Raw genomic sequence first — 12,045 nt, 5'->3', positions numbered from 1 at the left:
TTTCCTTATTGAACGGATTCAGGACGCACATGGCGCGCGGCGAACATCAGCGCACCGGAGAGGAAGCAAGGCAGCGCACCGAAATACAGCGCCGAGGTCTGCCAGTCGCCGCCGGCCGACAGCACCTGGGTGGCGCCGAAGCCCGCCACCACTGCGCCGATCGGGCCCATGGCGTGGATGATCGCGCCACCGGTGGCACGGATGCTGGTGGGGAAGCTTTCACTGATGAAGAACAGCGCCGCCGAGTACGGGCCGATCAGGAAGAACAGCCCCAGGCTGTAGAGGCCCACCACCATCGGCATGTTGCTCGGGCCGTAGAGCATGCCGGCGAACGACAGGCCGCCGAGCATCCAGCCCAGGCCGATGACGTTGCGCCGGCCGATCTTGTCGCCCATCCAGCCATGGCTCAGGTAGCCGCAGTAGCCCACCAGGTTGGACAGCACCAGGATGATCAGCGAGTTCTCGAAGGAGATGTGATGCACGCTGACGATCACCGACGTGCCAAGCACGCTGAACACCTGGATCGCCGCCCAGTTGAGCAGGATCGCCGCACCGATCACCAGGGTCGCGCGCCGTGCCGGGCCACGAAAGGCCGCAGCCAGGCCGGCCTCGCTGTGCTCGTCATAGTCCACGCCATAGGTCAGCGCCACCGCCTGGGCCTCGCTCACCGAACCGCTGTTGCGCAGCTGGTTGATGCGCTGGTGGATCTGGAACTGCGGGCTTTCCTTGAGCTTGCGCGCCATCACCGCAATGACGATGGCCGGGATCGCGGCGAAGATGAAGCAGCCCTGCCAGCCGATGATCGGCAGCAGCACCGCGGTGAGCCCGGCGGCGATCAGCGCGCCCACCGGCCAACCGCCCTGCACCAGGCTGTAGATGAAGCCCCGGCGCTTGGCCAGCTTCGGGTCGTCGGATGCCGCGTACAACTCGCTGAGGTAGGTGGCGTTCACCGTTTCCTCGGCATAGCCCAGGCCGCCCAGGGAACGGATCAGGATCAGCGGGGACTTGCCCCAGGCGCCGCCTATGGCGGTCAGCGCCGAGCAGATGGCCGAGCCACTGACGGTGAAGATGATGCCCATGCGCCGGCCCAGCTTGTCCACCAGCGGGCCGATGGCCAGGGCCACCACGGCGGTGCCCACCGCCACCCAGGTGGCGATCTGTGCCTGCTCCACCTCACCCCAGCCGAAGTGGCGGCCGATTTCCGGCAACAGGGTGCCGAACAGAATGAAGTCGTACACCGCGAAGACCCAGGCGAAGAACGCGATCCAGGTGGCGAAGCGCACTTGGGCCGGGGTCAGTTGCTGGGGTTTCCAGCCAGTCAGGTCGAGCTTGTTATAGATAGACATCGATCACGCCTCGATGAAGTCGCCGGGATCAGCGGTTGCGGGGATTGCGGCGGATAAAGTCGTCGGCGATCTCGTCGAAAGTGACGAAGCGCACGCCGGCATGGCTCTGGATGTGTTCGATCAGGCGTTCGAGCATCAGCAGCACTTGCGGGCGGCCGGAGACGTCGGGGTGGATGGTCATGGTGAACACCGCGTGCTCGTGTTCGCGGTAGACCCAGTCGAACTGGTCGCGCCACATTTCCTCCAGGTGCCGCGGGTTGACGAAACCGTGGCTGTTGGGCGCCTTCTTGATGAACATCATGGGCGGCAGGTCGTCCAGGTACCAGTTGGCCGGGATCTCCACCAGGTCGGTTTCCTGGCCGCGCACCAGGGGTTTCATCCAGGTGTCGGGGTGCTGGCTGTAGTCGATCTTGGTCCAGCTGTCGCCGACCCGCACGTAGTAGGGATGGAAGTCGTTGTGCATCAGGCTGTGGTCGTACTTGATGCCCTTTTTCAGCAGCAGCTCGTTGGTCACCTTGCTGAACTCCCACCAGGGCGCGACATAGCCGGTGGGGCGTTTGCCGGTGACCTGGGTGATCAGCTCGATGGACTTGTCGAGGACGATCTCTTCCTGCTCCGGGGTCATGGCAATGGGGTTTTCATGGCTGTAACCGTGCACGCCAATCTCATGACCGGCCTCGGCAACCGCCTTCATCTGCTCGGGAAAGGTCTCCATGGAGTGGCCGGGAATGAACCAGGTGGTGCGCAGGCCGTAGCGCTCGAACAGCTTGAGCAGGCGCGGCGCACCGACCTCCCCGGCAAACAGCCCGCGGGAGATATCGTCCGGGGAATCCTCGCCGCCATAGGAGCCGAGCCAGCCGGCCACTGCGTCCACATCGACACCAAATGCACAGAGAATTTCTTTAGCCATGAGCGGCCTCCAGGGTTTGCTGGTTGTTGGAAAAGGGTTGGCGGGAACTCAGCGACGCAGCAGCGCTTCCACCGCCAGGGCCGTGGCCAGCAGTTGTGCGTCCTCGCCCTGGGGCAGGCTCAGCAGCATGCTGCTAGGCAGGCCCTGGGCGTCGCAGCCACTGGGCAGGGCCACGCCGGGCATATCGAGAAAGCTGCCGGGCATGGTCAGGCGCAAGGTCGCCAGGTTGGTGCGGGCAAACAGCTCGTCATCGGCCTCCAGGGGCGCCAGGGGCGGTGCCACGTGGGCCACGGTCGGGGTGATCAGCACCGCGCCGTCCAGCTCGTCGCGCAGTTGCTGCTGCAACTGGCGCCGGGCCTGATAAAGCCGCAGCAACTGGCTGGCGGGCATCTGCCGGGCGCTTTCCAGGCGGCGGCGGACCCGCGGATCGAGCTGCTCGGCGTATTCGCTGTCGAGCAGCGGCTGATGCAGGGCGAAGGCCTCGGCGGCGCCGAGCCAGCCCTGCTCCTGAATCAGTTGCAGGGTGGCCTGCAGGCTGTGCAGCGGGCGCAGGTCCACCTGTGCTCCGGCCTGTTGCAAGCGTTCGATGGCGTCCAGCAGATTGGCCCTGACCGCAGGTTCGGTGCGGCTGTCGTCCAGCACCTGCTGATCGACCCAGAAACGCTGCCCGGCCAGCGTGCGCGGCACCGGCAGCGGCCGTGGGTCAGCACCGCGCAGCAGTTCATCGATGGCCCAGGCATCGCGCACGCTACGGGTCAGCGGGCCAAGGCTGTCGAGACTCTCGGCCAGGGGAAAGACCCCCTCACGGTTGTAGCGCTGGCAACTGGCGCGATAGCCCACCAGGCCGTTGAAGGCCGCGGGAATGCGGATCGAACCGGCGGTGTCGGTGCCCATGGCAATGGGTACGATGCCGGCGGCCACGGCCACCGCCGAACCTGCCGAGGAGCCTCCGGGAATCCGTGGCTGACCATCGCTGTGGGGGTTGATCGGGGTGCCGAAGTGCGGGTTCAGGCCCAGCCCGGAGTAGGCGAACTCACTGAGGTTGGTCTTGCCCAGGCTGACCAGCCCAGCCCGGCACAGACGGCCGACGCTGGGAGCGTCCGCCAGGGCCGGCGAAGCGTCGCGACGCACCTGGGCTGCCGCGGTGGTAATGCTCCCGGCCACATCGAACAGGTCCTTCCAGGCCAGGGGCACGCCATCGAGCAGGCTCAGGGGCTGCCCATCACGCCAACGGGCAGCGGCCGCCTCGGCTTCACGCCGGGCCCGGGACGGGCACAGGGAAATGAACACAGAGGATGAACCCTCGGCCAACTCCAGGGCCTGCTCCAGCGCCTGAACCGGATCGTTGCGACCTTGGGCGAAGGCTTCGGCCAGGGCCGTGGCATCGTTCAGTGATTGAGGGTTCATGGCACACTCCGCAGCAACAGATAAAATGTACTAAATATTAAAATGTACATTTTTATCAGAGCAGGTTTCGTGCCACCTCAGCGCAACGGCGTGGTCAGCCGGCCGCCTGAAAACCCTCGAATCGCCCAACAATAGCGAAGCAGAGTGGGTTGATGGTCGAAGAAGGCCAGCCAGTACCAGAGAAAAAGCGTAGGCAAAGGGCAGCGAGTGAAATAATGTATCTTTTATTAAAAAGTACATTTTAGTGCAGAAAGGTAACAATCCCACGGAGATGGCCCCAGGACAGGGCAGCAAAACGTGGCACTCAGTGACACTGGGCAACTGTGAGAGAATCCCCGGCCGTCACCGGAACACCAGCAGACCCTAGAGGAACCGATGAAAGCAGTGTCAGCAGAGGACCCGCGCACCGCATCGCGCTACGCCATGATTCGTCAGGTATTGCGTGACGCCATCCTCCAGGGCACCGCCCTGCAGGGCCTCGTGCTGCTGGAAGCGCCCCTGGCGGAACTGTTCGGCACCAGCCGGGTGCCGGTGCGCAAGGCTCTGGACCTGCTGCACGGCGAAGGCCTGATCTGTCGCTTCGATGGCCGCGGCTACCTGATCAACCCCCAGGGCCTGGAGATCGACCCCCTGCGCTTGCCCCTGAGCCACGCCCACCTGGGCCTGGCCAGTGACGAAGAGCTGGTGGACACCCGGCCCCTGGGGGAACGGATCTACGAGGAAATCGGCAGCGCCCTGTCCACCTGCATCGCCTTCGGCCATTTCCGCCTCGACGAACAGGCCGCCGCCGAACACTACGGTGTCAGCCGCGCGGTGGTGCGCGAAGCCCTGATGCGCCTGCGCGACCGCGGGCTGGTGGAAAAGGAACCTTATTCACAATGGCTGGCCGGCCCCCTGACCGCCCGCGAAGTCACCGAAGACTACGAACTGCGCGCCTGCCTGGAGCCCGAGGCCCTGCGCCAGAGCGCACCGGGCCTGAGCCGCGAACAGCTGGAGCAGATGCTGCAACGGGTGACCCAGGCACAACAGGCCGAGCATTGCGGCCTGGAAGACCTCGAACGCCTGGAAGAAGACCTGCACCAGCACTGCCTGGGCGGCCTGCAGAATCGCAAGATGGCGGCGCTGATCCGCCAGGCCCAGAGCCCGATGATCATCAACCGGATCTTCTACCGCCTGCTGGGCATCGGTGCCGACCCGGCGATGCTCGCCGAACACCGGCTGATCCTCGAATTGCTGCTGCATGGCGCCTTCGACGCCGCCGCCCTGAACCTCAGGGAACACCTGCAACGGGCTCGCCAGCGCATGCTGCAACGCTTGAAAGTGTTGTCGGTGCTGCCCGAGCAGGAACTGCCAGGGTTCCTCAGCAAAATCAGCTGACGTCCTGAGCGGCGGTGGCATCGGGTGCCCGCCGCGCAAAAGTGAGCGCGTGATCCGTGGCCAGGGAGCTTGTCACTGATCGGCATTCAGCGCTCCTGCCTTTCGCCCTCCTGGCCGTGCGCCGCCTTCGACAGCGACTACAGCGCGTTACGCCGCACCAGACTGAGGTCGGGAGCTGCATTGCGCCGCTGACTCAGGTAGCGGGTGCAACTGACCCGCAGGAAGGAGGCGAAATTCACCACCTCGCCGCGATAGTCCATGACCTCTTCATAGAGCTTGGCGATCAGTTGGTTGGTGGTCATGCCGTCCACCTCGGCGATCTCGCTGAGGATGTCCCAGAACTGGTTTTCCAGGCGCAGGGTGGTGACCACGCCACAGATGCGCAGCGAGCGCGAACGCGACTCGTAGAGAATCGGGTCGGCCTTGACGTACAACTCGCACATGAGGTGATCCTCGTTTACAACGTGATCCGGGTGCCCAGCAGCCCGAGGAAACCCGCCAGCCAGCTAGGGTGCGCCGGCCAGGCCGGGGCAGTGGCCAGATTGCCTTGAACATGGCCTTGGGTCACGGGGATATCGATATAGGTGCCGCCCGCCAGCCGCACTTCCGGGGCACAGGCCGGGTAGGCGCTGCATTCGCGGCCTTCCAGAATCCCCGCCGCCGCCAGCAGTTGCGCGCCATGACACACCGCCGCAATCGGCTTGCCGGCCTGATCGAATTCCTTGACCAGTTGCAGGACCTTTTCGTTCAGGCGCAGGTATTCCGGGGCACGGCCACCGGGGATCAGCAGCGCGTCGTAATCGCTGGATTTCACCTGGGCAAAATCGAAGTTCAGGGCAAACAGATGGCCCGGCTTTTCGCTGTAGGTCTGGTCGCCCTCGAAGTCGTGGATCGCCGTGCGCACGGTCTGCCCGGCCGTCTTGTCGGGGCACACCGCATGCACCTGGTGACCGACCATCAGCAAGGCCTGGAACGGCACCATCACTTCGTAGTCTTCGACGTAATCGCCAACCAGCATGAGGATCTTTTTCGCAGCCATGGAGTGGACTCCTTTCAGGGAAAGACGTGGGCACAAGGAGTATTCAAGGTAGTCCCAATCCACCGGGCCGGGTAATAACGGGGTACTACAGCTGCAAGCTGCAAGCGGCAAGCTTCAAGTGGGTACGCTGATTCTTGCCGCTTGTGGCTTGCAGCTTGCCGCTGCTCCTCTCCAACTGTACGGACAACTCTGCACCCAGCTGTAGCAGCAGGGTCACGCGGCTTTATGGCTAGATGCAGGCACCTGTGTCCCTGTACGAATTCTGGTAACCCTTATGTCTTCCCGCGAAAACACCGGCATGGCCCTGGGCCTGCTGGGTGTCGTCATCTTCAGCCTGACCCTGCCCTTCACCCGTATCGTGGTGGTAGAAATCCATCCGTTGCTCAACGGTTTGGGCCGGGCGTTGTTCGCGGCGATTCCAGCGGCCCTGCTGTTGCTCTGGCGCCGGGAACCCTGGCCAACCTGGAAGCAGGTCAAGGGCCTGAGCCTGGTGATCCTCGGGGTCATTCTCGGGTTCCCGGTGCTCTCGGCCTGGGCCATGCAAACCCTGCCCGCCTCCCATGGCGCCCTGGTCAATGGCCTGCAGCCGCTGTGCGTGGCGCTGTACGCAGCCTGGCTGTCCCATGAGCGTCCCTCAAAGGCCTTCTGGGCCTGCGCCGCCCTGGGCAGCGCCCTGGTGCTGGGCTATGCGCTGATCAGTGGCGCCGGGAGCATCCAGGCCGGTGACGTGCTGATGCTCGGGGCGATTGCCGTGGGGGGCCTGGGTTATGCCGAAGGCGGCCGGCTGGCCAGGGAGATGGGCGGCTGGCAGGTGATCTGCTGGGCGCTGGTGCTGTCCACGCCGTTGCTGATCGGGCCCGTGTGGTACCTGGCGGCGCAGCATCAGGGGGCGATTTCCGGCAAGACCTGGTGGGCCTTTGGCTACGTGGCGCTGTTCTCGCAGTTCCTCGGCTTCTTCGCCTGGTACGCCGGGCTGGCCATGGGCGGCATTGCCCGGGTCAGCCAGGTGCAACTGCTGCAGATCTTCTTCACCATCGCCTTTTCCGCGCTGTTCTTCGGTGAACAGGTGGAACCCGTCACCTGGGTGTTCGCGGTGGGGGTGATCCTGACCGTGATGCTTGGGCGCAAGACCGCGGTGCAACCAGCGGCCCCGGCGCCAAAGGCTCAGCTCAGGTAGCCATCGGCCTTGAGCAGGGTTTCCAGGCAGTGCTCGCTGATCTGGTAGAAGGCCTTGAGTTCTTCGATCTTCGCCAGCAGTGGGGCCGCGTCCTGGGGCTCGGCGCGTTTGACCGCGAGGATCATCTTGTTCTTGTTGGTGTGTTCCAGGGAGATGAACTCGAAGACCTTGGTTTCATAACCGCAGGCTTCGAGGAACAGCGCCCGCAGGCTGTCGGTGACCATCTCCGCCTGCTGCCCCAGGTGCAGGCCGTATTGCAGCATCGGCTTGAGCAGCGCCGGGCTCTGGATCTGCAGGCGGATCTGCTTGTGGCAGCACGGCGAGCACATGATGATCGACGCGCCGGAGCGGATGCCGGTGTGGATCGCATAGTCGGTGGCGATATCGCAGGCATGCAGGGCGATCATCACTTCCAACTGGCTGGGGGCCACGCTACGCACGTCGCCGCACTTGAACACCAGGCCCGGGTGATCGAGGCGCGCCGCTGCGGCATTGCACAGGGTCACCATGTCTTCGCGCAGCTCCACGCCCGTCACCTGCCCCTGCGCCTGCAGGGTGTTGCACAGGTAGTCGTGGATGGCGAAGGTCAGGTAGCCCTTGCCGGAGCCGAAGTCGGCGACCCGCACCGGCTGGTCGAGCTTGATCGGCGAGCTGCTCAAGGCATGGCTGAAGACTTCGATGAACTTGTTGATCTGCTTCCACTTGCGCGACATCGCCGGAATCAGCTCGTGCTGCTTGTTGGTCACCCCGAGATCAGCGAGGAACGGCCGGCTCAGATCGAGGAAGCGGTTCTTCTCGCGATTGTGCTCGGCGGACGGCACCTCGCGCTGCTGTTGCGGTTTGCCCTTGAACAGCGAGCTCTTGCCCTTCTTGCTGTACTCCAACTGCACTTCATCGCTCAGGGTCAGCAGGTGGGCGTTCTTGAACGACGCCGGCAACAGCTCGGCAATCAGCGCCACGCCCTCGGCCAGGGGGAAGTTCTTGGTGATGTCCCGGGTCTTGTAGCGGTAGACCAGGGACAGGCACGGCTGCTCCTTGACCGTCAGTTGCTTGATGATCAGGCGTTGCAGGTCCGCCTCCGGCCCCACATGCTTGGCCAGTACCAGCTTGATAAAGGCGTTCTGCGTGAGGCTGGTGTCGAGCAATTGCAGGAACTGAGCGTGATGATCCGGCGCGGAGCGCGCGGAAGGTGCGGTAACAGACATGGGGGCAGGAGCCTCGGGCGATGCGCGGTGTCGATCAGGGAATGGCGGCTATTTTAGGGAGCAAGCCCCGTCGGGGCACGCAGTTATTCACCCGACGGTAAAAAATCGTCGCCCGAAGGCGGTGCAAGGCTCAGAGACCATGCGCCGGCAAGCCGTCTCCTACAAGAACCACACCGATATCGCGCCAGCCGTAGGAGCTGGCTTGCCAGCGAAAGCGTCCTCAAGGACGGTGCAAAACTCGGGGGCCTCTTCGCCGGCAAGCCGGCTCCTACAAGAACCACACCGATATCGCGCCAACCGTAGGAGCTGGCTTGCCAGCGAAGGCGTCCTCAAGGGCGGTGCAAGACTCGGGGGCCTCTTCGCCGGCAAGCCGGCTCCTACAGGAACAACAGCGATATCGCGCCAGCCGTAGGAGCTGGCTTGCCAGCGAAGGCGTCCTCAAGGGCGGTGCAAGACTGGGGGGCCTCTTCGCCGGCAAGCCGGCTCCTACATGAACAACACCGATATCGCGCCAGCCGTAGGAGCTGGCTTGCCAGCGAAGGCGTCCTCAAGGGCGGTGCAAGACTTGGGGGCCTCTTCGCCGGCGAGCCGGCTCCTACGGCGGGAGGTCAGTTGAGCACCACCAGGCGGTTGGGCAGCTCGTTGCGCACCTGGGTCAGGGGCACGTGGGTCTTGAGCAGCTCGCCGCTGGCAGCGATGCAGTCGAGAAAACCCTGCAAGGTCTGGCCCTGCTTCACCTGCTGGGTGAAGGCCTGGACGATGGCGCCCCATTCACGGTCGTCGAGGCGCTTGGAGATGCCCTCGTCCACCAGGATCTCCACATAGCGCTCAGCCTCGCTGACGAAGATCAGCACCCCGGTGCCACCCACGGTGTGGTGCAGGTTCTGCTCGAGAAACTGGCGCCGGGCCAGGTTCGAGGCGCGCCAGTGGCGCACCGACCGCGGGATCAGCCGGGTGGTGATGCGCGGCAGGCGGAACACCAGGCACAGGACGATGAAGGTCGCCCATTGCGCCAGCAGCAACAGGTGCATGTTCAGCCAGCCGGTGGCGTAGTGCACCAGCCCCGGCACCACCAGGGCCAGCAGGCTGGCCCAGAGCAGCGGGATATAGGCGTAGTCGTCGGCCCGGGCCGCCAGCACCGTCACCAGTTCGGCGTCGGTCTGCTGCTCGACCCGGGCAATGGCTTCGGCCACCTGCCGTTGTTCGTACTCACTCAGTAATGCCATGTCGTTGGATATCCGCTTTTTATTTTCAGTTACCAGCCGCCGGACGAACCGCCGCCGCCGAAGCTGCCACCACCGCCGCTGAAGCCGCCACCACCGGACCCGCCACCAAATCCGCCGCCGAAGCCACCGCCGCCACGCCCGCCGGTGGTCGTGATCAAACCGAGCGCCTGCGCCACCACGACCACCAGGATGAACAGCAGCACCAGGAAAATGAACAGCAACGGATGCCGCTGGACAAAATCGTCCTGGCCGCTGCTCTCGCCGCTACCGTACACCGTGGCCGGCTCATCCAGGGGCGTGCCGCCGAGCACCAGGAGCATGGCCGAGACCCCGTCGCTGATGCCCTTGCTGAACTGCCCGGTCTTGAACGCCGGGGTGATCACCTGGTTGATGATCACCGAGGCCTGGGCGTCGGTCAGGCGGTCTTCCAGGCCATAGCCGACTTCGATGCGCAGCTTGCGCTCGTCCCGGGCGACGATCAGCAGCGCGCCGTTGTTCTTGTCCTTCTGGCCAATGCCCCAGTGCCGCCCCAGCTGGTAGCCGAAGTCCTCGATGCTGGCGCCTTGCAGGTCCGGCAGGGTGACCACCACCAACTGCTCGCCGGTGGTCTGTTCGTGGGCTTGCAGTTCCTGGGTCAACTGAGCCCGGGTAGCCGGCTCGATCAGCTGCGCCTCGTCCACCACCCGCCCGCTCAGGGCCGGAAACTTCAGCTCGGCCTGAGCCGAGACCGCAAAGACCCAGAGCAACAGCACCAGGCCGATTTTATAAAGTCGCATCAGCACCTCGTCCTTAATGATTGTCCGTGTGCACTACCAACTGCCGGACGCCCCGCCACCGCCAAAACTGCCGCCACCGCCACTGAAACTGCCCGAGTCCGAACTGGAGCTGGAACTGGAACTGGAGCTGTCGGAGTCGAACCAGTTGAATGAACTGCTGCTCGAACCCGAGTCGCGCTCGGCCCTGGGCTCGCGCCTGGGCGAGTCGTCGCTGGCATAGGGCCGGCCGTTGCCTGCCGAATCACCACCGTCGCGCCAGGAGACGAAGAACCCGGCCAGCGGCAAGCCGACGAACACCGAATAGAACACCACCTTGAACCACAACATCCAGTCGATCTGCTGGAACCAGTTTTTCTCCACCGAACGATGCACCAGGATCCGGCTGCTGTCGGGCTCCAGCAGGCGCACGATGGAGGTGGTCCCGGCAATGATCCCGGAGGAGTACAGGTCATCCTTGAAGTACGGGATGATCGAATCGTCGATGATGAAGTGGGCCCAGATGTCGTTGATCCGCCCTTCCAGGCCGTAACCCACTTCGATCCGCACCTTGCGCTCGTCCTTGGCCACCAGCAGCAGGACACCGTTGTTCTTGTCCTTCTGGCCGATGCCCCAGTGCCGCCCCAGTTGCAGGCCGAACTCCTCGATACTGTAGCCGCCCAGGCTCGGCACCGTGACCACCACCACCTGATCGGTGGTGCTCTGCTCGAGGCGCTCGAGCATTTGCGTCAGGTAGACCTGCGCCGAAGGCGTGAGCAACTGCGCGGTGTCCACCACGCGCCCGGTCAACTTGGGGAACAGGCTTTCGATCGGGGCTGTCGCCGGACTGGCCGCCCGCGGTTCGGCCTGGCTCGACGCCAGCCCTTCCGTGGGCGTTGCAACGGCAGGCTGCGCCATCAGGGCGCCGCCGCTCACCAGCCACAGCGACAGCAGCGCACCTCGCAGTGCGCGCTGTACGCCGCGCATCAGAATTTGACTTGCGGGGCTTTGTCCGCGTCGGGGCTGGTGGCCTCGAACGACTCACGCACCGGCAGATCGCTGTACATCAGGCTATGCCACAGGCGACCGGGGAAGGTACGGATCTCGGTGTTGTACTTCTGCACCGCCAGGATGAAGTCGCGGCGGGCCACGGCGATGCGGTTCTCGGTGCCTTCAAGCTGGGACTGCAGGGCCAGGAAGTTCTGGTTGGCCTTGAGGTCCGGGTAGCGCTCGGACACTACCATCAGGCGGCTCAGGGCACCGCTCAACTGGTCCTGGGCCTGCTGGAACTGCTTGAGTTTTTCCGGGTTGTCCAGGGTGTTGGCGTCCACCTGGATCGAAGTGGCCTTGGCCCGGGCCTCGATCACCGCGGTGAGGGTTTCTTCCTCGTGCTTGGCATAGCCCTTGACGGTCTCCACCAGGTTGGGGATCAGGTCGGCGCGGCGCTGGTACTGGTTCTGCACCTGGCCCCAGTCGGCCTTGACCTGCTCGTCGAGGGTCGGAATGTTGTTGATGCCGCAGCCGCTGAGCAGGCTGGTGAGCAGCAACAGCGCGGCGACGGGCCAGCTCGAACGCAGGCGTTGAGTGATGTTCATGGGTGGGGCTC

At 64.5% G+C, this 12,045-nt stretch carries 12 protein-coding genes; 2 read left to right on the top strand and 10 right to left on the bottom strand.

Going from position 1 to position 12,045, the window contains the following annotated elements; all coding sequences use genetic code 11:
* Positions 1-5: 5 nt before the first annotated feature.
* From U873_RS0108470 to U873_RS0108460, 3 genes are read right to left on the bottom strand one after another with little or no spacing between them, the layout of a single operon-like run.
* Positions 6-1,346 carry an MFS transporter gene (locus U873_RS0108470; protein WP_025127835.1) on the bottom strand — a complete coding sequence of 447 codons (1,341 nt, stop codon included), beginning with the start codon at positions 1,344-1,346 and terminating at the stop codon, positions 6-8.
* 28 nt (positions 1,347-1,374) lie between these two features.
* Positions 1,375-2,256 (bottom strand): polysaccharide deacetylase, encoded by an 882-nt coding sequence (locus U873_RS0108465; RefSeq protein WP_025127834.1) that lies wholly within the window; start codon positions 2,254-2,256, stop codon positions 1,375-1,377.
* Between the two features lie 48 nt (positions 2,257-2,304).
* The gene (locus tag U873_RS0108460; RefSeq protein ID WP_025127833.1) at positions 2,305-3,663 is read right to left on the bottom strand and encodes an amidase; all 1,359 of its coding nucleotides are present in this window, start codon (positions 3,661-3,663) and stop codon (positions 2,305-2,307) included.
* Between the two features lie 375 nt (positions 3,664-4,038).
* Here U873_RS0108460 and U873_RS0108455 point away from each other — a divergent pair, with 375 nt between their 5' ends.
* Positions 4,039-5,040, top strand: a complete 1,002-nt coding sequence (locus U873_RS0108455) for a GntR family transcriptional regulator (RefSeq protein ID WP_025127832.1) — start codon at positions 4,039-4,041, stop codon at positions 5,038-5,040.
* Positions 5,041-5,177: 137 nt separating this feature from the next.
* Here the strand turns inward: U873_RS0108455 and U873_RS0108450 are convergent, their stop codons facing one another.
* A complete protein-coding gene (locus U873_RS0108450) occupies positions 5,178-5,483 on the bottom strand; it encodes a ribbon-helix-helix domain-containing protein (RefSeq protein WP_025127831.1) in 306 nt (101 codons plus the stop codon).
* 14 nt (positions 5,484-5,497) lie between these two features.
* Positions 5,498-6,079: a DJ-1/PfpI family protein gene (locus U873_RS0108445; protein ID WP_025127830.1), complete on the bottom strand. Its 582-nt coding sequence runs from the start codon at positions 6,077-6,079 to the stop codon at positions 5,498-5,500.
* Positions 6,080-6,353: 274 nt separating this feature from the next.
* Between U873_RS0108445 and U873_RS0108435 the strand changes: the two genes are divergently transcribed.
* Positions 6,354-7,256 carry a DMT family transporter gene (locus U873_RS0108435; protein WP_025127829.1) on the top strand — a complete coding sequence of 301 codons (903 nt, stop codon included), beginning with the start codon at positions 6,354-6,356 and terminating at the stop codon, positions 7,254-7,256.
* On the opposite strand, the gene U873_RS0108430 is transcribed toward U873_RS0108435, so the two are convergent.
* The 5 genes from U873_RS0108430 to U873_RS0108410 form a co-directional block, all read right to left on the bottom strand.
* Complete coding sequence (locus U873_RS0108430) at positions 7,244-8,461, bottom strand: SAM-dependent methyltransferase (RefSeq protein WP_025127828.1); 1,218 nt, start codon at positions 8,459-8,461, stop codon at positions 7,244-7,246. The two genes, U873_RS0108435 and U873_RS0108430, sit on opposite strands and share 13 nt — an antisense overlap.
* A gap of 608 nt (positions 8,462-9,069) precedes the next feature.
* Positions 9,070-9,687 (bottom strand): TPM domain-containing protein, encoded by a 618-nt coding sequence (locus U873_RS0108425; protein ID WP_025127827.1) that lies wholly within the window; start codon positions 9,685-9,687, stop codon positions 9,070-9,072.
* A 29-nt stretch (positions 9,688-9,716) separates the two neighbouring features.
* Positions 9,717-10,463, bottom strand: a complete 747-nt coding sequence (locus U873_RS0108420) for a YgcG family protein (protein WP_025127826.1) — start codon at positions 10,461-10,463, stop codon at positions 9,717-9,719.
* A 33-nt stretch (positions 10,464-10,496) separates the two neighbouring features.
* Positions 10,497-11,426, bottom strand: coding sequence for a YgcG family protein (locus U873_RS37400; RefSeq protein WP_025127825.1), 930 nt, complete (start codon positions 11,424-11,426; stop codon positions 10,497-10,499).
* Positions 11,426-12,034 (bottom strand): LemA family protein, encoded by a 609-nt coding sequence (locus U873_RS0108410; protein WP_025127824.1) that lies wholly within the window; start codon positions 12,032-12,034, stop codon positions 11,426-11,428. Before U873_RS0108410 ends, U873_RS37400 begins: the two co-directional genes overlap by 1 nt.
* Positions 12,035-12,045: the final 11 nt, after the last annotated feature.

It is taken from the genome of Pseudomonas sp. PH1b (assembly GCF_000633395.1).
Taxonomy (GTDB): Bacteria; Pseudomonadota; Gammaproteobacteria; order Pseudomonadales; family Pseudomonadaceae; genus Aquipseudomonas.
This window is presented reverse-complemented; position numbering and strand designations above follow the sequence as displayed.